This is a genomic window from Paenibacillus sp. JT22N15 (assembly GCF_059383755.1).
Map to the genome: position 1 here is coordinate 52,379 of NZ_JBXENV010000021.1, position 26,558 is coordinate 78,936.

The 26,558-nt window shown below is 49.8% G+C and carries 26 protein-coding genes; 18 read left to right on the forward strand and 8 right to left on the reverse strand.

All coding sequences use genetic code 11. The annotated features are described in order from the left end of the window. Positions 1–151: 151 nt before the first annotated feature. The 3 genes from AC50X8_RS29585 to AC50X8_RS29595 all read right to left on the reverse strand — a co-directional run bounded on the left by AC50X8_RS29585 (position 152) and on the right by AC50X8_RS29595 (position 1,390). The gene (locus AC50X8_RS29585) at positions 152–565 is read right to left on the reverse strand and encodes a cupin domain-containing protein (protein WP_494883139.1); all 414 of its coding nucleotides are present in this window, start codon (positions 563–565) and stop codon (positions 152–154) included. A gap of 60 nt (positions 566–625) precedes the next feature. Then, positions 626–895, reverse strand: a complete 270-nt coding sequence (locus AC50X8_RS29590; protein ID WP_494883173.1) for a carboxymuconolactone decarboxylase family protein — start codon at positions 893–895, stop codon at positions 626–628. 291 nt (positions 896–1,186) lie between these two features. Continuing rightward, a complete protein-coding gene (locus AC50X8_RS29595) occupies positions 1,187–1,390 on the reverse strand; it encodes a DUF2188 domain-containing protein (protein ID WP_494883141.1) in 204 nt (67 codons plus the stop codon). Positions 1,391–1,516: 126 nt separating this feature from the next. Between AC50X8_RS29595 and AC50X8_RS29600 the strand changes: the two genes are divergently transcribed. Together AC50X8_RS29600 and AC50X8_RS29605 are read left to right on the forward strand one after the other, a co-directional pair. Continuing rightward, positions 1,517–2,836, forward strand: coding sequence for a replication-associated recombination protein A (locus AC50X8_RS29600; protein WP_056040013.1), 1,320 nt, complete (start codon positions 1,517–1,519; stop codon positions 2,834–2,836). 153 nt (positions 2,837–2,989) lie between these two features. Next, the gene (locus tag AC50X8_RS29605) at positions 2,990–3,895 is read left to right on the forward strand and encodes a fumarylacetoacetate hydrolase family protein (RefSeq protein WP_494883143.1); all 906 of its coding nucleotides are present in this window, start codon (positions 2,990–2,992) and stop codon (positions 3,893–3,895) included. Positions 3,896–3,992: 97 nt separating this feature from the next. On the opposite strand, the gene AC50X8_RS29610 is transcribed toward AC50X8_RS29605, so the two are convergent. Both AC50X8_RS29610 and AC50X8_RS29615 read right to left on the reverse strand, forming a co-directional pair. Further along, positions 3,993–5,078 (reverse strand): copper resistance D family protein, encoded by a 1,086-nt coding sequence (locus tag AC50X8_RS29610; RefSeq protein ID WP_494883145.1) that lies wholly within the window; start codon positions 5,076–5,078, stop codon positions 3,993–3,995. Next, the gene (locus tag AC50X8_RS29615; RefSeq protein WP_494883147.1) at positions 5,075–5,677 is read right to left on the reverse strand and encodes a copper resistance CopC family protein; all 603 of its coding nucleotides are present in this window, start codon (positions 5,675–5,677) and stop codon (positions 5,075–5,077) included. The genes AC50X8_RS29610 and AC50X8_RS29615 overlap by 4 nt, the downstream gene beginning before the upstream one ends. A 268-nt stretch (positions 5,678–5,945) precedes the next feature. Between AC50X8_RS29615 and AC50X8_RS29620 the strand changes: the two genes are divergently transcribed. Further along, positions 5,946–7,340 (forward strand): hemolysin family protein, encoded by a 1,395-nt coding sequence (locus tag AC50X8_RS29620; RefSeq protein ID WP_494883149.1) that lies wholly within the window; start codon positions 5,946–5,948, stop codon positions 7,338–7,340. Positions 7,341–7,502: 162 nt separating this feature from the next. Here the strand turns inward: AC50X8_RS29620 and mnmA are convergent, their stop codons facing one another. After that, the gene (mnmA, locus tag AC50X8_RS29625; protein WP_494883151.1) at positions 7,503–8,639 is read right to left on the reverse strand and encodes a tRNA 2-thiouridine(34) synthase MnmA; all 1,137 of its coding nucleotides are present in this window, start codon (positions 8,637–8,639) and stop codon (positions 7,503–7,505) included. A 218-nt stretch (positions 8,640–8,857) separates the two neighbouring features. On the opposite strand from mnmA, the gene cymR reads away from it, so the two are divergent. The 5 genes from cymR (at position 8,858) to AC50X8_RS29650 (ending at position 11,819) form a co-directional block, all read left to right on the forward strand. Beyond that, positions 8,858–9,277, forward strand: a complete 420-nt coding sequence (cymR, locus tag AC50X8_RS29630; protein WP_056040023.1) for a cysteine metabolism transcriptional regulator CymR — start codon at positions 8,858–8,860, stop codon at positions 9,275–9,277. Positions 9,278–9,298: 21 nt separating this feature from the next. Further along, positions 9,299–10,444 (forward strand): cysteine desulfurase family protein, encoded by a 1,146-nt coding sequence (locus AC50X8_RS29635; protein ID WP_494883153.1) that lies wholly within the window; start codon positions 9,299–9,301, stop codon positions 10,442–10,444. A gap of 15 nt (positions 10,445–10,459) precedes the next feature. Beyond that, positions 10,460–11,005, forward strand: a complete 546-nt coding sequence (locus tag AC50X8_RS29640) for a PRC-barrel domain-containing protein (protein ID WP_494883155.1) — start codon at positions 10,460–10,462, stop codon at positions 11,003–11,005. Positions 11,006–11,008: 3 nt separating this feature from the next. Beyond that, entirely contained in the window at positions 11,009–11,206 is a 198-nt protein-coding gene (locus AC50X8_RS29645) for a YrzR-like zinc ribbon domain (protein WP_046234401.1), read from the forward strand. Positions 11,207–11,303: 97 nt separating this feature from the next. Beyond that, positions 11,304–11,819 (forward strand): HEAT repeat domain-containing protein, encoded by a 516-nt coding sequence (locus tag AC50X8_RS29650; RefSeq protein ID WP_056040030.1) that lies wholly within the window; start codon positions 11,304–11,306, stop codon positions 11,817–11,819. A gap of 27 nt (positions 11,820–11,846) precedes the next feature. Here AC50X8_RS29650 and AC50X8_RS29655 read toward each other — a convergent pair whose 3' ends face one another. Continuing rightward, positions 11,847–13,205, reverse strand: coding sequence for an Nramp family divalent metal transporter (locus AC50X8_RS29655; RefSeq protein WP_099521232.1), 1,359 nt, complete (start codon positions 13,203–13,205; stop codon positions 11,847–11,849). 405 nt (positions 13,206–13,610) lie between these two features. Here AC50X8_RS29655 and AC50X8_RS29660 point away from each other — a divergent pair, with 405 nt between their 5' ends. From AC50X8_RS29660 to AC50X8_RS29705, 10 genes are all read left to right on the forward strand, one after another. Next, positions 13,611–14,681, forward strand: coding sequence for an AI-2E family transporter (locus tag AC50X8_RS29660; RefSeq protein WP_056040033.1), 1,071 nt, complete (start codon positions 13,611–13,613; stop codon positions 14,679–14,681). A 599-nt stretch (positions 14,682–15,280) separates the two neighbouring features. Continuing rightward, complete coding sequence (gene alaS, locus AC50X8_RS29665; RefSeq protein WP_099521230.1) at positions 15,281–17,914, forward strand: alanine--tRNA ligase; 2,634 nt, start codon at positions 15,281–15,283, stop codon at positions 17,912–17,914. 59 nt (positions 17,915–17,973) lie between these two features. Continuing rightward, positions 17,974–18,237 (forward strand): IreB family regulatory phosphoprotein, encoded by a 264-nt coding sequence (locus AC50X8_RS29670; protein ID WP_056040153.1) that lies wholly within the window; start codon positions 17,974–17,976, stop codon positions 18,235–18,237. A gap of 21 nt (positions 18,238–18,258) precedes the next feature. Then, the gene (gene ruvX, locus AC50X8_RS29675) at positions 18,259–18,675 is read left to right on the forward strand and encodes a Holliday junction resolvase RuvX (protein WP_056040037.1); all 417 of its coding nucleotides are present in this window, start codon (positions 18,259–18,261) and stop codon (positions 18,673–18,675) included. A gap of 54 nt (positions 18,676–18,729) precedes the next feature. Then, positions 18,730–19,026: a DUF1292 domain-containing protein gene (locus tag AC50X8_RS29680; RefSeq protein WP_046234390.1), complete on the forward strand. Its 297-nt coding sequence runs from the start codon at positions 18,730–18,732 to the stop codon at positions 19,024–19,026. After that, positions 19,026–19,340: a DUF1292 domain-containing protein gene (locus AC50X8_RS29685; RefSeq protein WP_056040039.1), complete on the forward strand. Its 315-nt coding sequence runs from the start codon at positions 19,026–19,028 to the stop codon at positions 19,338–19,340. The genes AC50X8_RS29680 and AC50X8_RS29685 overlap by 1 nt, the downstream gene beginning before the upstream one ends. Positions 19,341–19,429: 89 nt before the next feature. After that, positions 19,430–20,527, forward strand: a complete 1,098-nt coding sequence (gene mltG / locus AC50X8_RS29690) for an endolytic transglycosylase MltG (protein ID WP_081418980.1) — start codon at positions 19,430–19,432, stop codon at positions 20,525–20,527. A 14-nt stretch (positions 20,528–20,541) separates the two neighbouring features. Further along, entirely contained in the window at positions 20,542–21,474 is a 933-nt protein-coding gene (locus AC50X8_RS29695; RefSeq protein WP_056040040.1) for a peptidase U32 family protein, read from the forward strand. A 26-nt stretch (positions 21,475–21,500) separates the two neighbouring features. Then, positions 21,501–22,787: a peptidase U32 family protein gene (locus AC50X8_RS29700; RefSeq protein ID WP_056040043.1), complete on the forward strand. Its 1,287-nt coding sequence runs from the start codon at positions 21,501–21,503 to the stop codon at positions 22,785–22,787. 377 nt (positions 22,788–23,164) lie between these two features. Beyond that, positions 23,165–25,216, forward strand: coding sequence for a methyl-accepting chemotaxis protein (locus AC50X8_RS29705; protein ID WP_200931662.1), 2,052 nt, complete (start codon positions 23,165–23,167; stop codon positions 25,214–25,216). Between the two features lie 323 nt (positions 25,217–25,539). Here the strand turns inward: AC50X8_RS29705 and AC50X8_RS29710 are convergent, their stop codons facing one another. Further along, on the reverse strand, positions 25,540–26,553 hold the full coding sequence (locus AC50X8_RS29710; RefSeq protein WP_056040044.1) for a GtrA family protein: 1,014 nt from the start codon (positions 26,551–26,553) through the stop codon (positions 25,540–25,542). Positions 26,554–26,558 lie beyond the last annotated feature (5 nt).

Below are 26,558 nucleotides of genomic sequence, written 5' to 3' on the forward strand. Positions count from 1 at the left end.
CCTTAGCAATAGAAAAGATGTACAAGCGTGTAACCGCTTTGTGCGTCTTTTTTTTTGTGAAAAGCTCAGCATGCATAAAGAATATAAAGGATGGCTTACTGAATTAACTTGAGCGGGTTACCGACAATATGCTTTAGAAATCAGCCGGTAATTATAATTGGTCATACGCCTCATCCGTTACGGGTTCCAACCATTCGGTCTCGCCCATATGGATATTGGTGCTTATCGCAATATGTGCAAACCAGCTATCCGCTGTAGCTCCATGCCAATGCTTCACATCCGAAGGAATCTCCACGACATCCCCTTCACGAATGACTTGTGCTGGCTTGCCTTCTTCCTGGTAGTAGCCTGTGCCGCCAGTTACAAGCAGAATTTGTCCGCCTGCATGCTTATGCCAGTTGTTTCTTGCACCTGGTTCGAACGTTACATTGCCAATCGGGCAATTGAGGGGAGAATCAGCAGGAACTAGCATTTCGAGCCAAGCTCCTCCAATAAAATAGTTATTCGTGATTTTTTGACCTTTCGGGAAGATGACACTTTCAGCTAAATCCTTTGCTTGGGTCATTTTTTTTATGCTCCTCGTCTCATTCATTTAGTTGTTGAGTAGGGCGAATCATCCATTTCGTTATTTCTCTTTCGAAAAGACTTCTTTAGCCACCATTATGGCAGACATCGCCTTTGGCCATCCAGCGTAAAAAGCAAGATGTGTAATGACTTCTTTAAGTTCTTCTTCCGATAGCCCGTTTTCCTTTGCTTTGTTAAGATGAAATCCTAATTGTTGCGTATTGCCTCCCGTAATTAAAGAAGATACAGTAATTAAACTGCGTTCACGAGGCGAAAGCTCCTTACGCTCCCACACATCACCAAATAAAACATCATCATTTAATTGAACCAGCTTTGGTGCAAAATCAAGATCATTTTCTGGGCGGCTGTAAGTTCTTTTTCATCTGGCATTTTATAGGCTCCTTTCGCTTGATGGTTTGTATGCATGGCTTGTTGCATTGTTGCAAATTTTGCGGAAATGTATTCATGAAGCTTTTTATTAACACGACGAAATTTATAATGTACATTGATATAATAACGAACACCCGTCTATAATTATAAACACTTGCAGAAAAAGAGCGCAATTGTTAGATTAGAGCGATTTGTTAATTACTGAACAGATGTTTTAAATTTGTTTATTTACTTAATCATGGCTACGTCTTTTTTTGCGTATTTGCTTGTCGCGGTTTTCGCCCCATTCTTTGGCCTGCGACGTTGCAATGGCAATCGCTCTACCTTCTTCATAGCCATCCTCCAGCAAAGCGTTGGCGATTTCAATCGCCTTGTTTCGAACGGGAGCCATAAATTTTTTGAGTGAATCAGGATAGTCTTCTTTTGTCCATGGCATAGCGCATCCCTCCTTTTGTAATGAATACCCATGTTCTAATAGGGATTACACAGCGATGAAGCCAGTGGCGCAATAAAAAGCGAATATGCTATGATCGATAGGAATAGGGAAGAAGGTTGTGAGCATATGGATTTATTTTCTTATCAGGAAGCGGAGACGCCGCGGGCGAGGCTGCTAGCCGACCGGATGCGGCCGCAGACGCTGGATGAATATATTGGGCAAGAGCATATCATTGGAGAGGACAAGCTGCTGCGCCGGGCGATTGAAGGGGATCAGGTATCGTCCATTTTGCTGTACGGCCCGCCGGGCTGCGGCAAGACGACGCTGGCCAACATTATTTCCAAGCGGACAGCGGGCGAGTTCGTCAAGCTGAACGCCGTTGACGCTTCGGTGAAGGATGTACGTGAAGTTATTGAGCAAGCCCGTTTAAGCAAGACGATGTATGGAAAAAAAACCATTTTGTTCCTCGATGAGGTGCATCGCTTCAACACGGCAAGACAAGATGCGCTGCTGCCAGCGGTTGAGCAGGGGATCATTATTTTTATTGGCGCGACGACGGAAAATCCGTTCCATCATGTAAATGGGGCGCTTCTGTCGCGCTCGACGCTGTTTCAATTGGAGCCGCTCGGCCCGCAGCATGCGCTGGAATCGATGAAGCGGGCGCTGGCCGATAAGGGACGCGGGCTGGGCTTCATGGAGCTGCACTGCGACGAGGAGGCGCTGGCGCATATTGCGAATATGGCAGGCGGCGACATTCGCCGCGCCTTGAACGCGCTGGAGCTGGCCGCGGTGACGACGCCTTCTGAGCCGGATGGCTCGGTACATATTACGCTGGAGGTTGCGCAGGAATCGATTCGCAATCGCGCGGTCAAAGCCGATCAATCGACGCAATACGATGTGCTGTCTGCGTTTCATAAAAGCGTTCGCGGCTCCAGCGATGCGGCGCTGTTCTGGTTTTTGTACGCGGTGGAGAAGCTTGGCATGGACCCGATGACGTTTATCCGCCGGCTGATCGTCGCCTGCAGCGAAGACATTGGACTTGCGAATCCGCAAGCGATGGTGCAGGCGGTAACGGCGATGGACGCCTATCACAAAATCGGCTGGCCGGAGGCGAAATACAATGTGTCGCAAGCGATTTTGTTCGCGGTAGAAAGCCCAAAATCAAATGCGACGGCGCTGGCCATCGGCAAGGCGATGACGATGATGGAGGGGCTTGGCGCAGCCGAGGTGCCGCTGCATTTGCGCGATACCCATTATAAAGGCTCGGCGCAGCTTGGCCACGAAGGCTACAAGTACCCGCATGATTATCCGGGGCATTATGTGCAGCAGCAATATTTGCCGGACAAGCTGCGGGAAATGAGCTTTTATCAGGCAACCGAGCAGGGCATGGAGGATAAAATCCGGCAAAACCAAGAGCTGCGGAAACGTCCGAAGGGGAAGAAATAGCCGCTTGAGGGACAGAATGGCAACCTTCTAATGCCAGCCAATGAGGTCTACACTTTACGCGGGTGCGACCAAGACGAAACGGCAGAAACCTTTTTCTGGGCCGCCGACCCGGATCCCGCAAAATAACACCAAACTAAGGAGCTGTATAAACCTATGAAGCTGTTAACATTCACGGAGCAAGGTGCAAAGCGTTTGGGAGTAAAGACGGAGCAAGGCATTCTCGATGTGGCGGCAGCCAGCGTAGCTTGTAAAGGCAGTGCATCCGTACCTCAAAATATTCATCAGGTCATTGAAGGCGGGGCGGAGGCCGTTGAAGCCCTTTACCGTCTGGAAGGCGAAGCGATAAGCCGCGCAGCGGAGCTTGGCCCGGTATTTCTCGATGAAGCGGAGCTGACGTTTGCCCCTGCTGTGACAAGCCCTGGCAAAATCCTTTGCATCGGCCTCAATTACCGCAAGCATGCGGAGGAGTCCAATGCGGCCATTCCCGAGGTGCCGATTTTGTTCAGCAAATTCAACAATACGCTCGCTGCCCATGGAGAAGCAGTGCCGCTTCCTATTGCCTCCAAGAAGGTGGATTATGAGGCGGAGCTAGCGATTGTCATTGGCAAAGAAGCGAAGCATGTGACGGAGGAGGAAGCGCTCAGCTACGTATTCGGCTACTGCGCTGCCAATGATTTGTCGGCTCGCGATTTGCAAATGCGGACAGGCCAGTGGCTGCTGGGCAAAACGTGCGACAAATTTGCGCCGCTCGGCCCTTATCTCGTAACAGCGGACGAGGTCGGAAATCCAAATGAGCTGGACATGAAATGTATCGTAAACGGCGAGGTGCGCCAGCATTCGAACACGAGCGATATGATTTTCAGCTGCAAGGAAATCGTCAGCTATGTTTCGCGCCATATGACGCTGTTGCCGGGCGATGTCATCTTGACGGGTACGCCTGAAGGCGTCATGCTCGGTTATCCGGAGGACAAGCAAAGCTTCCTCAAGGCAGGGGACCGCGTTACAATCGAAATTGAAAAGCTCGGCAGCTTGACGAATCTTATGATTCGGGAACAATAATGAATGCAATAAAAAAGCAAGGAAGCCTAGGCTAATGCCGCCAGCGTCCTTGCTTTTTTTGCTATAAAAATGATAAGTGCTTCTCCAATCCATTGCTTCAGGCAATGGCAAACATGAGTGCGCCGTAGCCAAAGGCAGCAGCCAGCAGCCCCATCGCAAAAGCAGGCATCAGCTGTTCGCTGCGGTACATCCGGAAAAAGCCGACAATCATAACAACAGCTGATGCAAGCAGCAGCCAGCTATCAAGTCCAAGTGAAAAATGAAGCGTAATATCAGGGCTGAAGCTGCCTTTATAAATCGTTGTGAACAAAGGAGAAGGAGCTGTTGTTTGCAGCGTCTCCTTTACCTCATGCGGCGGAGCCTGTTGGCCTAGCACGCTTGTGGCGATAAAAATCAGCAATGCGACGATGCTTTCTGCCTTAAACCAAGGGAGCGGGCGGAAAGCGGCATTTTGCTTAAGCTTGTTTTTGTAGCCAAAGCCGTTCGAATACGCCAGCAGCAGCAGCGGCAGCAGCAATAAATGCTTGATCAACAGCATTTGCCCATACGGCAGCATCCAGGCGTTTACGTATTCCGGCGTCGTAAAGGTCATCAATGTAATGCCCGCTGAAATGGCTACGAAAAAACAGCCGAAGGCGAGCGTTGAGAACCAGGATAAAAACGGCTCCCAATGGCTTTCATCTTTCGAAAACAAGCTTATCGTAATGACAATGCCGAGCCAAATCGTGACGGCTATAAAATGGGCACTGTGAATGACAATCCCTTTCAGCCCATACAGCGACGAGGCGTGGCTGGCATAACCGAGCCATACGGCAAGCAGCAACGTTATGAACAGCCCAACCTTCGGCATATGGCGGTCCTGCCGGAAGGACTTCATTCCGAGCAGGACCGATAGGCCGAGGGAGCTAAGCAGCGTCCAGATTAAGGCTTTGCCCGCTACGGCATCAAGCAGCAGGCTTTTCATCATTTGCCCATAGCTGAGTTCAAAATCTGCTGCGAAAGTGCGTGCCGTTTGATCAAGCGGGACAAACGAAAGCACAGGAATAGCGAGCGCGCAGGCAAGCAGCAAGCGATCAGGGACAATAACCTGCGGACGCTTGCCCTCCGGCACGAGACGCAAAGTAAATGCGCCCATTAACAACGCAAAGCATACATATAGAAGCGTCTCGCTCAAATAAATCATTTTTTACGTCTTCTCGCAGCGGCAGCGATCACGGCAATGAGAAGAATGACGACGACAATGATGATAACGCTCGTTGTGGAGCTGCTAGCTTTTCCCTCCGTTTGGGTGGCGGCGTCTGTTGCCGGCACAGCGCTTGCCGCAGGACTTGCCGTTTCAAGGGCAGGTGACTCAGTTGCCGCTGCATCAGGCGTTGACGAGCTTTCAGGTGAAGGGGATGCCGATGCAGGCTGCTCGCTTGCAGCAGCTTCCGGCGCATTGACAGTAAAGCTGTAGTCGCCCTCAATCGCATGGCTGTCGGCGCCAATAATCGCCCATTTTACCGTGTATATCCCGTTCTCCAGCGCCGTTGGAACGGCACCGCTCATCGTTTTTCCATCTACAACGACTTCATCGGTGACGATTTGCTCGCCAGCCGCGTTCAAAAGCTTGAATGTGCTCAGCTTCTCAATGTCGGTATTAAACGAGAGGGAAATTTGAGCAGGTGACGCGGTTACCGTTTCGTCTACGGCAGGTGTAGATTGCTCGATTTTGGAATGGGCGAAAGCTGCACCCGGAATTAGCCAAATAACAGCCAGCATAATTAGAATGATTCGTTTCATGTTGTTCCTCCTTGTAAGCCAAAGCTTAATATGTTGTAGCAAGCTGTTAGCATTATATCAGATATAGGGGGGTGACATACGGCCTACCTTGCCGCAAATTATAGGCGACTTTATGAACTTTTGCAAAAAAACGCTAGGTCTATGCTGAATAATGTACGGACTACGACGAATACACATAATTACCGTCACTGAAAACGGCGAGAGATGGACGAGGGGGTGCGCCTACCGTCACCGGAGTATTTTCTGGGGCAGGGCAGGCGAAGCCGCATTGGGTGAAACGATTCAGGTTGTGCTGTTTGCAGGGTTATTGCTGGCTAACGGTTTTTTCGCCGCGGCGGAGGCAGCTATGCTGCGTTTACGTTCCGATCAGCTGCACAAGCTGCATGCCGGGCGCCGTTTATCAAGAAGAGCTGCTGTTTCTGCCGCCATGCTGCGCGAGCCTCGTATTTATTTAAATGCCTGCCAGCTTGGCCTAACCGTCGCATCGCTTGGAATGGGCTGGCTGGGTATTCCTGCATTCCGCCTGCTCTTTGGTTCATGGCTTGCTGGAGTGAATGGGCGAGTCCCAATCGCTCCAGCCGTAGTGGAAGCGGGCGCTGTAGCAGCCGCTTTGCTGCTGGCTGCTGTGCTGCACAGCGTCTGCGGCGGACTCGTTCCGAAGGCGCTGGCAGGACTTCGCGCAGAGCAGGTCGTTGCGGCTGCAGCCGCACCTTTATTTTATTTTCATAAAATGGTGTATCCGATGGCGCGGCTGCTGGACGTATTGTCCAGTTGGCTAGTTAAGGATGGCGATGTCCGGATGGGAGTCGGCTCCGTCCATGCGTACTCCAGTCAGGACATTCGGCTGCTGCTCAAGGAAAGCAAGCGTTGCGGACTCATTCATCATACGGAGCTGCTGCTTGTTGATAATATTTTCAAATTTACAGAAACGCATGCGAGAGAAATTATGATTCCCCGCCGGGAGGTCATCTGCTTGTATGCCCAGCTATCGCTTGAAGAAAATAAACAGATGGCGCTTGCCGAAATGCATACGCGGTATCCCGTCTGTGAAAGCGACAAGGACGATATTATCGGCTTTGTCCATATTAAAGATTTATGGAAGGATGCGCAGCATACGCTGACCGACATCCGTCAGATTTTACGCCCGATTATGACGGTGCCGGAGTCGATATTCATTCGGGAGCTGCTGGGCCAAATGCAGGAGAGCAAATCGCAAATTGCGATTTTAATAGATGAATATGGCGGGACTTCAGGCATCGTGACGCTGGAAGACATTATGGAGGAAATCGTCGGTGAAATTCAGGATGAGTTTGACGAGGAGCGGGCGATGATTGAGCCGCTTGGCGAAGGGAGCCACTCGATTAGCGGAATGATGCAAATTGAGGAGGTAAACAGCTGCCTCGGGACGAATATTAGCTTTGACAACTTTGATACGATTGGCGGCTGGATGTATTCCCAGTTGGAAAACCTGCCCCGCAAAGGCAACCGTGTAAAAGTAGCCGACCATTTCGAGCTCGTCATCGAGGAGACGGATCATTACCGCATTTCCCGTATTCGCGTGAGCCGGCTCGCTGCTTCCCCTTCAGACAAGGAAAATGAGGGGGTAAAGGGTGGCACTGGAAACGTTGATGGCAAAGGAAAGGGGACAGGAACTGGAACCTAAGGGCGCTGTACGTATAAAAAAAAGGAACCTCCTCCTCCGGGCGATGCCCATCGGTGGAAAGGTTCCTTGCCGTAGCTTATTGTCTTAATCTGAGTTTATTGCGTCGTGCTAATGTTGTTATGTCATATGCACCTAGCATCTAGCCATGCAAGCTGGAAATACTTAACGAGCGGCGAGGAATGCCGCTTCGTCGACTTCAATCTTCTCTACGATATCGATGGTTCCGCCTGCTAGGCAAACATCGCCATCATAGAGTACGACGGCTTGGCCAGGCGTAATTGCCTTTTGCGGCTGGTCAAACGCAATATGTGCCGTTCCGTCAGCGCCAGGTGTCACGGTAACGCCTTGGTCTGCTTGGCGATAGCGGAACTTGGCTGTGCAGCGAAAAGGACCTTCCGGCTGCTCTGGCGCAATCCAGTTCATGCCGCTGGCAATTAGCCCAGTCGAATACATGCTCGGATGCTGCTCGCCTTGCACCACATACAAAATGTTGCGCTCAAGGTCTTTGTCCGCAACAAACCATGGCTCGCCATTGCCGGAGCCGCCAATGCCAAGGCCTTGGCGCTGTCCAAGCGTATAATACATCAGGCCGTCATGCTTGCCTTTGACTTCACCGCTGCGAATGTCGACCATGTCGCCCCTCTGCGCTGGCAAATAGCCGCTCAGAAATTCCTTGAAGTTGCGCTCGCCGATGAAGCAGACGCCCGTGCTGTCTTTTTTCTTCGCGGTGTACAAGCCTGCCTCTTCAGCAAGCCGTCTTACCTCTGGCTTCGGGAGATGCCCAATCGGGAACATTGCCTTCGCGAGCTGCTTCTGGTTCAGCGCGCTGAGGAAATAAGTTTGGTCCTTGTTGCTGTCCACGCCGCGCAGCAGCTTCGTCTCGCCATCCGGCGTACGTTCTACGCGCGCGTAATGGCCTGTCGCCAAGTAGTCGGCGCCCAGCTCATTTGCTTTTTTGAGAAAATCGCCGAACTTGATTTCCCGGTTGCACATGACGTCGGGATTCGGCGTACGGCCGCGCTTGTATTCATCGAGAAAATAAGTGAATACTTTATCGAAATATTGCTTCTCAAAATTAACCGTATAATACGGAATGCCGATCTGGTCGCATACGCGGCGAACGTCTTCCGCGTCTTCCTCTGCTGTGCAGTGACCAAATTCATCGGTATCATCCCAGTTTTTCATGAAAATGCCGACAACATCATAACCTTCCTGCTTCAGCAGCAGTGCGGTTACAGAAGAGTCTACGCCACCGGACATGCCGACAACGACTCTAGTTTCTTGTTTGGATTTTGCCATTTGCTTACACCGCCTTGTATTCAAACTCTAAAACGAGTATCTCTCATTGTAGCATACATTTATCGCTGCACAAAAAACTTTTTTACGAAGAATGACAAGCTTTTCTCGCATGTTCCTTGTACTATATGCTAACATATAAGCTATATGGGAATACCATGATTTAAACTCGGTCATGGCTGCTTAAGGCAACACAACTAATGAAAACGAGGTGCCCTTTTATGAAAATATCAACCAAAGGCCGTTACGGCCTCACGATAATGATGGAGCTTGCAGGAAAATTTGGCGAAGGACCGATCTCTTTGAAAAGCATAGCGGAACGCAATAGCTTGTCCGAGCATTATTTGGAGCAGCTCGTTGCCCCGCTTCGCAACGCCGGACTTGTGAAAAGCATTCGCGGCGCCTATGGCGGCTACATTTTGTCCAAGGAGCCTGAGCATATTACAGCTGGAGATGTCATTCGCGTACTGGAAGGCCCGATTTCCCCAGTCGATTTCACCGAAGAGGATGACCCGGCGAAGCGTGATCTGTGGCTGCGTATTCGCGACAGCATCGCCTCCGTACTAGACTCGACTACGCTTAAGGACATGGTCAGCTTCCAGGATCCAGGCAAAGCAGACAGCTACATGTTCTACATTTAAATAGAAGGAGCTAGACAAGCTATGCACTATTTCGATCATGCCGCAACGACGCCAATGCATCCAGATGTCGCGCGCGCGATGCTGGAAGTGATGCAGGGTCCGGGAGGCAATGCATCGAGCATGCATGCCTTCGGACGCGCGGCGCGGCAGCATATTAACCGCTCTCGCGACCAGATCGCTGCCGCTATCGGCTGCAAGCCTGCTGAGCTAGTATTTACGTCCGGCGGCACGGAGAGCAACAATATGGCGATTAAAGGTGTTGTCCGCGCGCTGGCGCTGCAAGGCAAAAACCACATCATTACATCAGAAGCTGAGCATCATGCGGTGCTGCATCCCTGCGAAGCGCTTGAGCGCGAAGGCTTCGAGCTGACGCTGCTGCCCGTTGACGAGCATGGACAAGTATCGCTTGCTGATGTGGCTGCGGCTATAAAGCCAAATACGGCGCTTATTAGCATTATGCACGGCAATAATGAGGTAGGAAGTTTGCAGCCGATTGAAGACATCGGGCGCCTGGCACATGAGCGAGGCGTTATTTTTCATGTCGATGCTGTGCAAGCTTTGGGGACTTCCCATTATGAGCTGAATGAGCTGCCGGTCGATTTGATGAGCTTTTCCGCCCACAAAATCAATGGCCCGCAAGGGGTTGGCGCGTTATATATCGCTGCCGGCACCCCATTTGAGGCGACCTCGCAGGGCGGATCACAAGAGCGCAAGCGCCGTGCGGGTACTGAAAATGTCGCCGGCATTGCCGGTTTCGCTAAAGCTGTTGAAATTTGTGTGAACGAAGCGCAAAACAAGCAACATTTTCTAAACGAGCTTCGTATGGAATGGGTAGAGCTGCTTAGGAAAAATGTGGATATAAATATCGTCATCAATGGCGCGGCGGAGCAGATGCTTCCGCATATCGTCAACATCAGCTTTATCGGTGTCGATACCGAGACGATGCTGATGAATCTCGATATGGCAGGCATTGCAGCGGCAAGCGGATCGGCCTGCACATCAGGGGCGCTGGAGCGTTCCCACGTTTTGCGGGCGATGAAGCTGCCGGAGGAAAGGCTGGCTTCCGCCGTAAGATTCAGCTTCGGATTGGGGAATACTAAGGAGGAACTGGGTGCCGCAGCGCAAAAAGTTGCAACGATTGTGCAGCGCATCCGTAATAACGCCTAGGAGGCTTCCCCGGCCGTGATTAAACTACAGCAATTGATCGGTCTGCCCGTGCTGGTCATTCATTCCGGCAAGCGCGAAGGTACGATCAAGGATGCGATTTTTGACTCCCACTGGAACGTTACAGGTCTCGTGCTCGAAAGCAACGGCTGGTTCGCTAATGTCGTCAAGACGGTGAGCTGGAATGCGGTGCTGACATGCGGCGTAGACGCGATTATTATTTCCGACGAAGCAGCTGTGCAGAAAACAAAGCTTGAGCAGCTGGGCAGAACGTTTTGCACCAGTAAAGTACAGCTCAAGGGTATGCCTATGGTGACCATACACGGCGTGATGCTTGGACAAGTATCGGACGTTTATTTTCATCCATTTATGGGTACACCAATAGTAGGCTTTGAGCTTACGGACGGTTTTATATCGGATCTGATGGAAGGGCGCAAGTGGCTCAGAGCTCCCGAGGATTCAGATGCCGTGCTGCTCGGGGAAGACGCGATTATCGTTCCTGCTGTCAGTGAAGCAGAATTGGAGCCTGTCGCAGCTTCCAATTCGGAGAATAGGGAGAAATGAAAGATGATGAGATGTCCCAACTGCAATTCGAAAGATATAGGAAAAATAGGTTCCCATCAATTTTATTGCTGGGGCTGCTTCATTGAACTGACCGTCAACGGAGAGAAGATGTCCGTGTACCAAGTGGAGGAAGACGGGACGCTTAGTTCACTTGATGATCTGTTTTTTGAAGATGAAATGCCACAAATCCATGCAACCTAGTGTTATGCATGGTTGCATACTGACATACAATTAGAAGGGAACAGTCATTTGACTGTTCTCTTTTTTAATGAAATTGGAAGGGCGAGGAGGTGTTAAAGTGGCCGAAATAAATGAGGTGCAGGCACAAATAGCGAAGCTCGCAAGCGAAAATCCGCTAGATGCGCTTGCAGCGATTCAGGCGCTGAAAAACGAGGGCGGAAAAATCGTGCCCGAGCTGCTTGTGCAGCTGCGGGCTGCAAAAGATCCTGTGCGCACGATGCTGGTTATTGTGCTCGGCGAGCTAGGCCCGCTGTCTGGAGCTGCGGCTGAACAGGTTGCGGCGCTGCTTGATGAAGACAATGAGAAGCTGCGTATGGCCGCCGCATTGACCTTGGTTCGAATAGGGAGCGAAAGCGTTAAACCGCTCCAGCAGATCTGGACAGATAAGCAAAATCAAGAGAAGCCGAGCTTCTGGGCAGCATGGGCGTTGTCGATTATTAGTCCGGCTTTAGTGGATGACTCTGTGCTTGAAAGACTGGAGCAAGCACAAAAAAAGCCGGATACCCCGGTAGAGGCTTCCGCAGCAAAGGAAGCACTAGACTGGATATCGGCTAATCGCGTGGAGCCAGAATAAAGGAAGGCCGCTGGGTTGAGCCGCTTATTACCCTAGCTCATGCCCAGTGGCGAATAAATAAAGCACAAGGAACAGGTTTAGCGCTGTAATAACGCCGACGCATAGCCAGGCCAGCACTTTGACCCAAGGCTTGTTGGCGAACACGCCCATTTTGGTGCGGCTGCTTGTGAACAGCACGAGCGGAATAATGGCGAAGGGAAGCTGCAAGCTGAGAACGACCTGGCTCCACAGCAGCAGCTCTCCCGTTCCGCGCGTGCCGAACAGCCAAGTGACGATGAGGGCTGGAATGACAGCTAGCAAACGTGTCACAATACGGCGCAGCCAAGAGGGGATCGTAAATTTAATAAAACCCTCCATCACGATTTGCCCCGTTAAAGTTCCCGTAATCGTTGAGCTTTGGCCTGAAGCGAGCAAGGCAACGGCAAATAAGGTGCTGGCAATGCTGACGCCAAGCGTTGGGCTAAGCAGCTGATAGGCGCCTTCGATTTCTGTTACATTGAGGCCAGTTCCATAAAAGGCTGCGGCCCCTAAAATCAAAATGCTGGAATTAATCAGAAAAGCAATCGTAAGCGAAACGCCGGAATCCCATTGGGAATATTTAATCGCCTCCCGGCGCCCCGTTTCCGTCCGTTCATATTTTCTCGTCTGAATGATGGAGGAATGCAAATACAGATTATGCGGCATAACCGTTGCGCCAAGGATGCCAAGGGATACGAAAAGCATAGCTGGGCTGCTCACGATTTCAAACTTAGGTACATACCCGGAAAGCACCGCTGATATATCCGGCCGCGAAATAATGACCTCGAACACAAATACCCCGAATATCGTAGCCATCAGTACAATGATGAGCGATTCAATAAGCCTGAAGCCTTTCTTCTGCAAGAGCAGCAGCAAAAAAACATCTAGCGTCGTAATGAGAATGCCGCCGATTAAGGGCAGGCCGAAGAGCAAATTCAGCGCGATGGCGGAGCCGATAACCTCGGCCAGATCGGTCGCGATAATGGCAAGCTCGGCGAGCAGCCATAGGATGACAGCGCCCTTGATGCCGACGGAGTCGCGGGTCGCTTGGGCAAGATCGCGGCCGGTCACAATGCCGAGCCTTGCCGACAGGTTTTGCAGCAAAATCGCAATTAAATTAGCGATAAGAATAACGGCAAGCAGCGTATAGCCGAACCGTGCGCCGCCCGCAATGGACGTTGCCCAGTTGCCGGGGTCAATATATCCGACGGCGACCAGCATGCCGGGGCCAGCGAAGGCGAGAAATTTGCGAAAGCCGCTTGCATTTTTCGGTATATGAATAGAGGAATTCACTTCTTCAAGGCTGACACTTCCACTCGCGCGGAGCCAGCCAGACTTTTTATCCAGTTGATCGGACTGTGTGCTCATAAAAACCCTTCTTTCGTTAACACTCAGATGTTGGAGCTGTCTCATTTGTTTGTGATATGAAACAATATTGCGCCTGGGAAACATTTTTGTCAATGGAAAAGTGCTCAGGCCTGTCCCTGCTCAAAGCCCAATATGTCAATGATAAGAAAATTTTGTATGATGAAAAAACGACCTCTATTTAGCTTGCTCCCCGCTTCCAAGTGAGATTCTACAATGACCATGGATGATTTTCCCCGCTTGTACATATACTGTAGCAGATTGGCCTAGGGGCCTTTTTTGAAATATAAGAATTTATAAGCTTCACACTTATAAATGGACTTATATTTCTCGGACTGAAACGCGCAGCCGCCGTCAAAGGACGGCGACAGCCGTTTCACCTTGGTAAGCGAGCGGGGGTGAGGGAAAGTGGAACGGTTCACAAAAAGCCGTCTGTTTGTGTGGTTGGTCTATGTAATTCTAGGCTTGCTGGCGCTGTATTTGCTCATATTGGTCAAGCCGATGTTTATGAATATTTATTTTTTCCTCAAGGCGATACTTGCGCCATTTATCGTTGCCATGATTATTTCATACGTGCTGAACCCGGTAGTGACGATGCTGCATGAACGTAAAGTTCCGCGAACGATGGCGGTGCTGCTCATCTATACGGTATTTTTCACAGCGCTGACCGTCTTGCTTGTCAATGTCATTCCAATGCTTGCGATGCAGGTGCAGGAGCTCAACGAGCGGGTGCCGGACCTGACGATTAAGGCGCAAAATCTGGTGACCGACATTAACAATACGTCGTTTTTGCCGGACAGCCTGCGCGATGGCATGAACCAGTCGCTGCTCCATATGGAGCGGAAGCTGTCGGAAACGCTGATCCATTTTATCAACAATATTGGGTCGGTGCTGAATACGGTGTTTATTGCCTTTATTGTGCCGTTTCTGGCGTTTTACATTTTGAAGGATTTTGAGGTGTTTGAGCGGACGATCATTACATATGTACCCAAATCGCATCGCCAAAACACCGTTCGGCTGATGAAGGATATCGACTCGGCGCTCGGCAGCTACATACGCGGGCAGTTTCTGGTCTGCCTGATCGTCGGCGTGCTCGCCTATATCGGCTACACGATCATTGGAATGGAATATGCGCTGCTGCTTGCCGGCATTGTCGCCATTACGAACATTATTCCCTACTTGGGCCCGTTTCTGGGGGCGATTCCGGCAATTCTGATGGCCTCGACCATATCGGTCAAAATGATGATTCTCGTCGCCGTAATCAATACGCTGTGCCAAATTTTAGAGGGCAATATCATTTCCCCACAGGTGGTGGGAAGGACGCTGCATATGCATCCGCTGGCGATTATTTTCGCCCTGCTGGTCGGAGGAGAGGTCGCGGGCGTTGCGGGGATGATTCTCGCCGTTCCGATTTTCGCAGCGCTTAAGGTCATCGTCCAGCATATGTTTGCTTATTATGTGCGGCGAAAGATTATTTGACAGCAGGCCTTGCTGCCGATATACTCATTTTTAGTACAACTCAAGCGTAAACGGCTTTCGCCGTCCTTTGGAGGCAGAGCTTCCGTTTCGCGATGAAATATAAGCCCATTTATAAAAGTGAAACTTATAAATTCTTATATTTAAAGCAAAAATGACTTCGTCGTCCTTCTGGGACGAGCGAAGAGCTTTGTCGGAGAAATATAAGCCTATGTATAAGTGCAAAACTTATAAATTCTTATATTTTAAATGGAAATCGTTGATGAAAAAGAAGTAAGCTATAGACCGCCAATCAGAGATGAAGCTTCTTCGCCGTTAATCGGCGTTGGCTGCAAGAGCTTTTATGGCGAAGGATGGCTGAAAGCTGCTTTCGGAGTGTGAATGAACTTCACCGGGAGGACCCGTTATCGTCCATACGAGGAGATTGCTGCTGCAAGGCTGTGCCGCTAGAAATAGGGCAAGGCTTATGCCAACGATAACCAGGGTGGTACCGCGAGTTTTCGTCCCTGTCATAACTGACAGGGACTTTTTGATGTTTTAAAGCAGGTTTGGCCGCAAAATGCAGGGGCAAATTAATGAAACTTATTGGAGGCGTATCAACTATGAAGGCTAGTGAAATTCGGGCAAAATGGCTCGCTTTTTTTGAAAGCAAAGGACATACGATCGAGCCGAGCGCATCGCTCGTGCCGCACAACGATCCATCGCTGCTATGGATTAACGCAGGCATGGCGCCGCTGAAAGCTTATTTTGACGGACGGGTCATTCCGGAAAACCCGCGGATTACGAATTCGCAGAAATGCATTCGTACCAACGATATTGAAAATGTCGGCAAAACGCGCCGCCACCATACTTTTTTTGAAATGCTCGGCAATTTCTCCATCGGCGATTATTTCAAGGAAGAAGCGATTACGTGGGCATGGGAGTTTCTAACGGGCAAGGAGTGGATCGGCTTCGATCCAGAACGCCTGTCGGTTACGGTTTACCCAGAGGATGAGGAAGCATACGCGTTCTGGAACAAAAAAATCGGCCTGCCAGAGGAGCGCATCTACAAGCTGGATGAAAACTTCTGGGATATCGGCGAAGGCCCATGCGGACCATGTACGGAAATTTTCTATGACCGCGGCGACAAATACGGTGATTTGAACGATCCAGAATGCTGGCCGGGCGGCGAAAACGAGCGTTTCTTGGAAGTATGGAACCTCGTATTCTCGCAATTCAACCATAACAAGGATGGCAGCTATACGCCGCTTCCAAACAAAAACATCGATACAGGCGCGGGCCTGGAGCGTTTCGCTTCGATTTTGCAGGATGTCGATTCGAACTTTGATACCGACCTGTTCATGCCTATTATTGAGCGTACATGCGAGCTTGCTGGCGTAAAATATCATGTGAACGATGAGCATGATGTGGCGCTGAAAGTAATCGCTGACCACATTCGTACGGTTGCTTTCGCTGTTGGCGACGGCGTTATGCCTTCTAATGAAGGACGCGGCTATATTATTCGCCGTTTGCTTCGCAGAGCGGTTCGTTACGGAAAAACGATCGGCATCGACCGTCCATTCCTGCATGAGCTGACCGCTACTGTCGGGGAAGTGATGGGCGTGTACTACGACGAGGTTGTATCCAAACGCGAATTTATTGAGAAGGTTATTCGTACAGAGGAAGAACGTTTCCACGAAACGCTATCCGACGGTCTGGCATTGCTCACGACGCTTGTCGACACGGCGCGCGCAGCAGGCGGCAAGGAAATCGGCGGCGAGGATGCATTCCGCCTGTATGATACGTATGGCTTCCCGTTTGACCTGACGGAGGATTTTGCAGCGGAAAATGGCTTGACCGTTGACCGTGCAGGCTTCGACGCAGCTATGGAAGCGCAGCGTGAACGCGCGCGGGCAGCTCGCCAGGACACGGGCGGCATGAAGATTCAAGGCGGCGCACTCGGCGAATTCACGGTTAAAAGCGAATTTGTTGGCTATAATGAATTGGTAATTGAATCGACGATTACGGCGATCGTGCAAGAGGACGCGCTGATTGACAGCGCAGGCGAAGGCAGCGAAGTGTTTGTGCTGCTTGACCGTACCCCGTTCTATGCGGAGAGCGGCGGACAAATTGGCGACCGCGGCATTATTTCGGGCCAAGGCTTCTCGCTGCAAGTGAAAGACGTGACGAAAGCGCCGCATGGCCAAAGCGTGCATCATGCGCTCGTGGTATCGGGAACCGTTAAGACTGGCGAGAAAGTGCAGGCGGCTGTAGCGAAAGCGGTTCGTGAGGACGTCATTAAAAACCACACGGCAACCCATTTGCTGCATAAAGCGCTCAAGGAAGTGTTGGGCACTCATGTCAACCAGGCGGGTTCCCTTGTGGAAGCGGAGCGTCTGCGCTTTGACTTCTCCCATTTTGGCAGCATTACCGATGAGGAGCTTGTTGAAATCGAGCGCCGTGTAAATGAACAAATTTGGAACAGCACCGATGTGACCATTACGAACAAGTCGCTTGCAGAAGCGAAGGAAATGGGCGCAATGGCCTTGTTTGGTGAAAAATACGGCGATGTCGTCCGCGTCGTGCAAGTCGGCGACTACAGCCTTGAGCTTTGCGGCGGCTGTCACGTAGCCAGCACTTCGCAAATCGGCGTGTTCAAGCTGATCAGCGAAAGCGGCATTGGTTCCGGCGTGCGCCGGATTGAAGCTGTTACAGGCCGTCACGCTTACAGCTATACGGAAAGCCAGCTTGATTTGCTGGGGCAAGCAGCAGCATTGCTGAAATCGAGCAATGGGGATGTGCCTAAGCGTATCGAAGCGCTGCATGCGCAGGTGAAGGAGCTTGGCCGCGAGAACGAATCGCTGCAAGCTAAGCTGAGCCGGATCGAAGCAGGCTCGCTGGAGCAGCAAGCGAAGCAGATTGGCGAAATTACTGTGCTTAGCGCTCAAGTAAATGCGCCATCAATGGACGCGCTGCGCGGCATTTCTGATGAGCTGAAGCTGAAGCTGCCTTCCGCCGTCATTATTCTTGGCGCTGTTCAAGAGGATAAAGTCAGCCTCGTAGCGTCGGTATCGGCTGATTTGGTGAAGAAGGGTCTTCACGCTGGCAAAATTATTAAAGAAGCAGCAGCAGTGTGCGGCGGCAGCGGCGGTGGCCGTCCTGATATGGCGCAGGCTGGCGGCAAGGACGCTTCCAAATTGGAAGAAGCACTGAAACTTGCGGAAGAACTGGTTCTCGCCCAAGCAAATGTGATATGATAGGAATGTGTATCGATAGTAATCTCATTGAAATGTAGTTGGAAAGCGAGGTGCTGGCGATGAGTTCCATGGACAAAACGATGAAGTTTGATGTGTTGCCGGAAAGTTTGGAAACCTCCTCACAGGACATTTTGCTGTCTGTGCATGAGGCACTTCTGGAGAAAGAGTACAATCCGATTAATCAGATTGTAGGCTATTTGCTCTCCGGTGATCCCGCGTATATTCCGCGGCACAACAACGCCAGGAGCCTGATTCGCAAGAAGGAACGCGATGAACTCATTGAAGAGCTTGTCCGGTTTTATTTGAACAATAAGAAAACATAATAGTCAGGAGCCGGACAAGCAATGAGAACAATGGGACTCGATTACGGCGATCGCAACATTGGTGTTGCGGTAAGCGATCCTTTTGGCTGGACTGCGCAAGGGCTCGAGGTCGTGAAGAAGCGCCGTGACAATGGCGAATTGGATCGGCTTGCCGAATTGGCGCAGCAGTATGAGGTTAGTGAAATCGTCTTGGGACTACCGAAAAACATGAATAACACCATCGGTCCGCGAGGCGAAATTAGTATTGAATTCGCAGAGCAGCTTCGACAGAAACTACACTTGCCTGTTCACCTTTGGGACGAACGGTTGACTACTGTAGCCGCAGAGCGTACTCTCATAGAAGCGGATGTCAGCCGTAAGAAGCGAAAGCTGGTAGTGGACAAAATGGCGGCAACGCTCATTTTACAAAATTATCTCGATTCTAAGGGCTTGCGTTAACAGGAGCGAAAGCTATTTTGGCGCAATGCACAAAACGAAAAGGTGAGGGTAAAGATGACAAAGGATGATATGCAGTTCGAAGAGCCGGAAATTATTTATATTCCGGATGAAGACGGCAATGAAGAAGAATTCGAAGTCATCATGAAGTTTGAAGTGGATGGCTCTGATCAGAAATATATGATGGTCGTTCCGCTCGTTGGTGAGAGCGAAGAGGAAGATGAGGTCTACGCCTTCCGCTATGAGGAAGATGGCGACGATCTTAAGCTGTACACGATTGAAGATGAAGAAGAATGGAACATCGTGGAGGAGACGTTTAATACGCTTCTCGGCGAATTGGAGGAAGAAAATTAATGGATCAAGGCGAGGTACTGATCCCGCAGCCGCTTGAGCGGCTGCGGGAAGCCTTCGGTCCTCAAATCGAGCTGCTCGCGGGCGGCGGCGTTATGGAAACCTTCGTCATCAAGGCCGAGTTTAAGCTCGGCTCCTACGTTTATGCAGCGCTTCAGTCGGAAGCGATGAAGGGCGAGGATGAAGTGGAGCTTTTCCGCGTCATTGGCGAAGCTGGCCAAGAGCCGGAGCTGGAAACGATTGAGGATGACGAAGAATGGGAACTGGCGTCTGAAGCTTATGACGATTTGTTATTCGCTGGCGATGAGCGGCCTTAAGCAAGCTTTATTATACGTATACATCGAGAAAAGGAGCGGTGCACACCGCTCTTTTTCTCGACGTATTGGGGAATTAGGAGGAAAGCAGGTTGGACAACGCAAAGAGGCAGTCATCTAGGCCTAGCAAGGTTCGTATCGCTTTTTACGTATTTTTAAGCATTTTAGGCGTTATCACTACAGTGGTGGGCGGCGCATTTATTTATTTGTGGCTTCAATTAGAGCCAACTAAGACGGCAGAGGCCAAGCAGATTGTCATTCCGAACAACGCCTCAGCGAGCCAAATTTCCGATGTGCTTCAGGAGGAAGGGATTATTAAAAATGCCCTAATCTTTAAGTATTATTTGAAGCTGGAGAAAGAAGGCGGCAAATTCCAAGCAGGCACCTATTCGATGAATCCCGGCATGGATAAGGCAGATGTCATCGCTATGCTGAACAGCGGCAGCACCGTCAAGCAGGAGACGATCCGGTTTACGATTCCAGAGGGGCTTACGGTGCTGCAAATTGCCGATAAGCTGGCGGAAGAGAAGCTGATCGACAAGGATAAATTTTTGGAGCTGGCCGATAAGCAGCAAACGTGGACGAATGCGGAGGCGGTCAATGAAATTTCAGCTGACGCCAAGCTGCACCACCGGCTGGAAGGTTATTTGTTTCCAGAAACGTACGAAATGAAGAAGGGCAGCACGGAGCAGGAAATATTGAACCGTATGATTTCCGAGCTTGATGTCAAGCTTGACCAGCTTCCGAATGATTGGACGATTCAGCTGGAGAAACGCAAGCTGACGATTCATCAGCTGCTTACGATTGCATCTCTGGTCGAGCGCGAGGTGGTCGTTGACGAGGAGCGTCCAATCGTTGCGAGCGTTATTTATAATCGCCTGAACAAGCCAATGAAGCTTCAAATAGATGCAACGGTGCAATACGCACTCGATAAGCCGAAGGAACGCTTATATAATAAGGATCTCAAAGTTGACAGCCCTTATAACACCTATTTGGTAGATGGGCTCCCGCCGGGACCGATTGCGGCCCCAAGCCTTAGCTCGATTAAAGCGGCGCTTTATCCGCAGGAAACGGAATATTTTTTCTATGTAACCAAGAAAGATGGAACCGGACAGCATCTGTTTGCTAAAACCTTTAGCGAGCATAACAATAATATTGCCAACAGCAACAAGACTGCGCAGTCTAAGTAAGGAGTGTAAGGAACATGGCGGTAAAGCCTGAATTATTAACGACAGCTTCATCCTTAGAGGAGCTGGAGCGTCTGATTGCTGCCGGAGCTGATGCTTTCCTGATTGGAGAAGCACGTTACGGCATGCGCCTTGCTGGACAATTTGATCTGGAAATGATCAAGCAAGCGGTGAAGCTGGCGGCGCCTCATGGAGTTAACATTTATGTATCTGTCAATAATTTGATTCACAATCATGTCGTTGAATCGTTGCCTGGCTATTTGCAGGCACTGGCCGAAGCCGGAGTAAACGGCATTATGTTCGGTGACCCCGCTGTATTGATGGCTGCGCGGACTGCTGCTCCTAACATGCCGCTGCATTGGAATGCCGAGATGACGTCAACGAACTATGCGACTGCTGAATATTGGAGAAAGCGCGGCGCTACGCGGTTTGTGCTAGCCCGTGAGCTGAATATGGAGCAGGTTATTGAAATCAAAGAAAACTCGACAATGCCAATCGAGGTGCAGGTTCATGGCTTGACGAATATTTATCATTCCAAGCGCTCGCTCGTGAACAGCTATTTGGATCATCAGGATGACTCCGGCAAGCTTGGCAGCGCCAGCAAGGAGCAGGGGCTTTACGTGATGGAAGCCGAGCGTAAAGACGAGCGTTTCCCTATATATGAGGATGCCAATGGCACGCATATTTTGAGCTCGGATGATATTTGCATGCTGGAAAACTTGCATGAGCTGATGGAAATCGGCGTGGAGAGCTTGAAGATTGAAGGGCTGCTTAAGTCGGTGGAATATAACGAAATCGTAGTTCGGGCATATCGCGACGTTATTGATGCTTATATGGCTGATCCGGAAGGCTACCGTTTTGAGGATGAGTGGCTGGATCCGATTAAAGAAGCGCAAGATCCGCAGCGTGAGCTGAGCTTTGGTTTCTTTTATAAAGAACAGGTGTATTGAGGAATTGAGCAGGAGGTGCAGCTGCTATGACAGTCGCAGAAACAACATATTCAGGGGCAACGAGCCCGGTGAAAACCCGCTATCAGGGGAAGCGCCATAGGCTCGATCGTCCTGAGCTGCTTGCCCCGGCAGGCAATTTGGAAAAGCTGAAATTCGCCATTCATTATGGCGCTGACGCTGTATACATTGGCGGACAAAAATACGGCCTTCGTTCCAACGCAGGTAATTTCAGCTTTGAGGAAATGCGGGAAGGCGTTGAGTTTGCCAATCGCTATGGCGCAAAGGTGTTCGTTGCTACGAATATTTACGCGCATAATGAGGATATCGGCGGGCTTGAACAATATTTGCGCAATCTGGAGGAAGTCGGCATTTCAGCGATCATTGTAGCTGATCCGATTATTATTGAGACGGCTGCGCGAGTAGCCCCTAAGCTGGAAGCGCATCTGAGCACTCAGCAATCCACGCTCAACTGGCAGGCGGTACAGTTTTGGAAGGAAGAAGGACTGCCGCGCGTCGTTCTTGCCAGAGAAACGAGCTTTGAAGAAATCGCAGAAATTAAAAAGCATGTCGATATCGAAATTGAAGCTTTTATTCATGGCGCGATGTGTTCTTCCTTTTCCGGCCGATGTGTACTGAGCAATCACTTTACCGATCGGGACTCCAACCGTGGGGGCTGCTCGCAGTCATGCCGCTGGAAATACGATTTGTTCGTTGATGATGTGCCAATGTATTCCGAAGGCGAAGATCAATTCACAATGGGTTCTAAAGACCTGTGCATGATAGAATATTTGCCGGAGCTGATTGATGTTGGCGTAGACAGCTTCAAGATTGAAGGTCGCATGAAGAGCATTCACTATGTTGCTACGGTTGTGAATGTGTATCGTCAAGCGATTGACTCCTATTTTGAGGACCCGGAAAATTTCGTGCTGAAGCAGGAATGGCTGGATGAAATTTTCAAAGCGGCGAATCGTCCGCTTAACACAGGATTTTTTCTCGATACACCGGGTGCAGAGGATCATATTTATGAGCCGGAAGATAAGCCAGCTCCTTATGATTTTGCAGGGGTTGTTCTGGAATACAACGAAGAGACTGGAGTTGCGGTTGTAGAGCAGCGGAATCACTTCAAACTGGGACAGGAAGTTGAGTTTGTAGGACCCGGCGGACGCTTCTTCAAACAGACGATTACGCAGATGACCGATGACAAGGGGCAGGAGCTGGATGCCGCAAGACACCCGCTTCAGCGCATCCACATCAAGACGCTGGCACCTGTTGAACCGATGGATATGCTGCGTAAACTAATGATAAAAAAATAACTAGGACCAGGACACTGTTTTCGATTTTTGAAAATAGTGTTTTTTTTATTATTTATTAATTATTTGTGAGATGAAAACCGATATATAGAATTAGGGGCTACATAAGAAAAGAGAGCACAAGGATTCATTGACAACATATTGAACGCTTCTAGAGACCTAGTCCGTAACAAATAAAAAAGGCGGTGTCATCATTGAAAAAAAATGAGGACAAAACTCAGTCGAAGAAAATTACGAGGGAAAAAGCAGAATCAGGAAAATCTATGAAAGCCCTTTCTGGATTTTGGAGCGGCTCTAAACCGATTATGAAAAAAATCATCTCTAAGACAGGCAAATACGGGAAAAGCTCATCCAAGCAGCTTTTATCGCTGTCCAAGGAAATGAAGCTGAACCAGGTTAATAAATCGGTAGGTACGAAGCTGTTTTTAATTATATTTGCCAGCATCGTAGCCTGCGTTCTGGCAGTAGGACTAATTGCATATTCCCAAACGAAAACGATTGTCGAGCGCAAAGTTTCCGGGGCTAGCTTTCAGACCGTCAGCCAGGTAACGACGAACTTGAACATTATTTTGGACAACTATGAAGAAATGACGATGCAAATTTTGATTAACAAAGACTTACATACGTTGATTGGTAAAATGCGTGATGGCGAGGACGATTATACCCGGTTTGAAGCAAGCCGTGAGCTGTCGAACAAAATGCAGGATTACGTGCTTGGAAATGCTAGCATTAAGGCACTCTATTTGCTGCCGTTGGATGACAAGCTGCCAGTCGTAACAGCAGGAAATGCATCTTCTGTTGCTTCCGATGCGATGAAGAAGGAAGAATGGTTCGGCAAGGTGCAGGAATCGAACGGCAAGGCGCTATGGATTGCGACTCAGCCGAAAGGCTTTGGCGGTGCGAACGGAGCGCCAACGGTTGGCATCAGCCGTCTTTTGAAGGATAGCACGCTTAATGAAGTTTCCTATATGCTGCTGATTGAAATTAATTTGGCAAGTATTCAGGAAAGATTCAAAGAAGTATCCTTGGGACCTGGCAGCGAGCTTTCAATTGTAGATGGTCAAAATAACTATATTGCGGCTCCTAATAATGAACTCATTGGTCAGCCGGCTCCAGTAGCTCTTCCAACGGAAGGCGACGCTGCAATAGAAGGCTCGAAAAAACTGAATACTAGCGATGGCGAATCCATGCTGACAGTCTATAAAACATTTGATTCCGTTGATTGGAAGCTGCTGGGCCTCATTCCGGTAGATACGTTGGTAGAGGATGCAAAAGTCATTCGCAATATGACCATTATTACTGCAATTGTAGCTGTATTCCTTGCGATTGCGATTGGCTTCCTCGTAATTAAAACGATTGCACAGCCACTAACGAACTTGCGCAATTTGATGAACGAGGGACAACGGGGCAATTTGACGGTTCGTTCTGCTATTCGCAAACGTTCCGATGAAATCGGCGAGCTGAGTGACAGCTTCAACGATATGATGACGCAAATTACCAATTTGGCGAAGCAGGCTACGCAATCTGCGGATACTGTGCTGCATACGGCAGGCGAGCTGACGGATGTATCACGGAAGACCGCGATCTCTTCACGGGAAATATCAGTCGCAACCGAAGAAATCGCAAATGGCGCTTCAAGCCTTGCTGTTGAGGCAGAGCGCGGCAGCGATTTGAGCGGCAATATTTCGACGCAGATGGAAACGGTGAAGCAGGCGAATGCGGAAATTGTGCGTGCAGCTGGTGAGGTAGAGAAGGCGAGTGAGCGCGGAGCGGCCTACATGGGCGAGCTGAGCCATAAGACTGGACAGACCGAGCAAATGACCCGCTCTATGGTGGAGAAGGTAGACAGCCTTAAAGACAGCACAGGCTCTATCGTTAAAATTTTGGATGTATTGAACAATTTGACGAAGCAAACAAATATTTTGTCCTTGAATGCGGCGATTGAAGCGGCGCGGGCAGGCGCAGCGGGCAAAGGCTTTATGGTTGTAGCTGATGAAATCCGCAAGCTGGCTGATCAATCCCGTCAATCGATTGATGTCGTAGGACAAATCACGGAAAAAATCCAAGAGGAAATTGACAATACGGTTAGCGTATTGTCGGATGCCTATCCTTTATTCCAGGAGCAAATCGTTTCTGTGAAGCAAGCGACAGATATTTTCGTAGGTGTACAGGAGCAGATGGTGCAGTTTGTACACAAGCTGGATTCAGTAACGGACTCCATCGGGGAGCTGGACAAGTCGCAGGAGGTATTGTCCGAGGCGATGACGAATGTCAGCGCAGTAGCAGAGCAGTCTTCGGCGACATCGGAAGAGGTAGCTTCCCTCAGCAGCGAGCAGCTTAGCATTAGTGACGGTCTCGTCAGCTTGTCGGAAGAGCTGGGCAGCGTATCGCGCGAGCTGAAAGATTCGCTCGCGAAATTCAAAATCGAATAGCAAGCTGTATATTAAGCCGTTTGAACGGGGTGCTTTCCCGTTCAAACGGCTTTTTTTAAAATATAAGAATTTATAAGTTTCACACGTATAAATAAGCTTATATTTCTCGGAATGAAACGCGCCGCACTGTCAAAGGACGGCGGCAGCCGTTTCACCTTGAACCATGGTGAAAAATGCGAAACGGAATGAAAAGGTTGTGCTGGAGAAGCGTAAGCGTACGTTTTTGCCCTTGCATTTCTACATATAGAGGCTTATTTGAAGAAATGCGAGGGGTAATGGCGATCGGAAGCCAAGCTTTTCATGCAGGGAAGCCCGTTTTCACCCTAATACACATATTTGCGCTGGGCCCAATAACTGAAAAGGAAAATAGAGGCCTCGGTCAGCAGTTTGGCGATAACAAGGGGAATAATCAGCGTTTCATTATAAAAATATAGCAAGCCATAATTTAAGAGCAGCACAAGGATGACCAGCGAAAAATATTTAGGCAGCGACTGATGGAGCTTGGATACTTTGCCGCCCGTGAACACGTACTTTCGGTTCATTGTATAGTTGAAGATGGAGCTGCATAATCTTGCTGCAACGACAGATAAGAATAGATTGTGGCTAATACTTTGAATAAGAAATAATAGCGTGAAGTCTAGCAGCGCCGACAGCAGGGATGACGTGCTGAACATTATAATCGGCAAATAAATGCGGAAAGAGTCGATCAGCGGACGAAAATGGGAGGATTTATTATGATCCAAATATACGGTGTCGATAAATTCCTCGGTAATTTTATATCCATCCCGATGGGCGGTCAGCAGCATGTTCATTTCATATTCGAACCGTTCGCCGGGAATCTGGCATAGCCAGTCCAGCATTGCAAGTGAAAAGCCGCGCAAGCCGGTTTGCGTATCATAAATTTTAGTGCCCGTAGTGAGGGAGAAGACTGACCGAGTGACCGAGTTGCCAAAGCGGCTGCGCAGTGGAATGGTTCCGCTGAAACGACGGCTGCCCAGCACAATGCCTGGCGTTGTCTGGCTGAGCAGCTTTTCGAAAATCCGCTTAATGTCATGGGGCAAATGCTGCCCATCACTATCCGCACAGACGACATGGCCCGGCAAACCGGCTTCTTGGATATAGCCGAACCCTGTTTTCAAGGCGCGTCCTTTCCCGAGGTTGACCTCGTGGGTTATAACGGTACAGCCGGACGCTTCAGCCGCTTCGAAAATTTCGCGGTAGCTGGGTCCGCTCCCGTCATCGACAATGACGATGGGCTCAAGCTGGAACGCATGCAGCTGCTGGATCAAATCAAGCAGCCGATGATCAGGCTCGTAGGACGGAATTAATATAGTCATAATGA

Coding starts and splice junctions, on each gene's coding strand:
- mnmA (WP_494883151.1), bottom strand. CDS start 8,639: ATGGCAAAATCCAAACAAGAAACTAGAGTCGTTGTCGGCATGTCCGGT.
- AC50X8_RS29645 (WP_046234401.1), top strand. CDS start 11,009: ATGATGAGATGTCCCAACTGCAATTCGAAAGATATAGGAAAAATAGGT.
- AC50X8_RS29680 (WP_046234390.1), top strand. CDS start 18,730: ATGACAAAGGATGATATGCAGTTCGAAGAGCCGGAAATTATTTATATT.
- AC50X8_RS29585 (WP_494883139.1), bottom strand. CDS start 565: ATGACCCAAGCAAAGGATTTAGCTGAAAGTGTCATCTTCCCGAAAGGT.
- AC50X8_RS29605 (WP_494883143.1), top strand. CDS start 2,990: ATGAAGCTGTTAACATTCACGGAGCAAGGTGCAAAGCGTTTGGGAGTA.
- cymR (WP_056040023.1), top strand. CDS start 8,858: ATGAAAATATCAACCAAAGGCCGTTACGGCCTCACGATAATGATGGAG.
- AC50X8_RS29595 (WP_494883141.1), bottom strand. CDS start 1,390: ATGCCATGGACAAAAGAAGACTATCCTGATTCACTCAAAAAATTTATG.
- AC50X8_RS29615 (WP_494883147.1), bottom strand. CDS start 5,677: ATGAAACGAATCATTCTAATTATGCTGGCTGTTATTTGGCTAATTCCG.
- alaS (WP_099521230.1), top strand. CDS start 15,281: ATGAAGGCTAGTGAAATTCGGGCAAAATGGCTCGCTTTTTTTGAAAGC.
- AC50X8_RS29635 (WP_494883153.1), top strand. CDS start 9,299: ATGCACTATTTCGATCATGCCGCAACGACGCCAATGCATCCAGATGTC.
- AC50X8_RS29710 (WP_056040044.1), bottom strand. CDS start 26,553: ATGACTATATTAATTCCGTCCTACGAGCCTGATCATCGGCTGCTTGAT.
- AC50X8_RS29670 (WP_056040153.1), top strand. CDS start 17,974: ATGAGTTCCATGGACAAAACGATGAAGTTTGATGTGTTGCCGGAAAGT.
- AC50X8_RS29610 (WP_494883145.1), bottom strand. CDS start 5,078: ATGATTTATTTGAGCGAGACGCTTCTATATGTATGCTTTGCGTTGTTA.
- AC50X8_RS29655 (WP_099521232.1), bottom strand. CDS start 13,205: ATGAGCACACAGTCCGATCAACTGGATAAAAAGTCTGGCTGGCTCCGC.
- AC50X8_RS29695 (WP_056040040.1), top strand. CDS start 20,542: ATGGCGGTAAAGCCTGAATTATTAACGACAGCTTCATCCTTAGAGGAG.
- AC50X8_RS29700 (WP_056040043.1), top strand. CDS start 21,501: ATGACAGTCGCAGAAACAACATATTCAGGGGCAACGAGCCCGGTGAAA.
- AC50X8_RS29685 (WP_056040039.1), top strand. CDS start 19,026: ATGGATCAAGGCGAGGTACTGATCCCGCAGCCGCTTGAGCGGCTGCGG.
- ruvX (WP_056040037.1), top strand. CDS start 18,259: ATGAGAACAATGGGACTCGATTACGGCGATCGCAACATTGGTGTTGCG.
- AC50X8_RS29705 (WP_200931662.1), top strand. CDS start 23,165: ATGAAGCTGAACCAGGTTAATAAATCGGTAGGTACGAAGCTGTTTTTA.
- AC50X8_RS29600 (WP_056040013.1), top strand. CDS start 1,517: ATGGATTTATTTTCTTATCAGGAAGCGGAGACGCCGCGGGCGAGGCTG.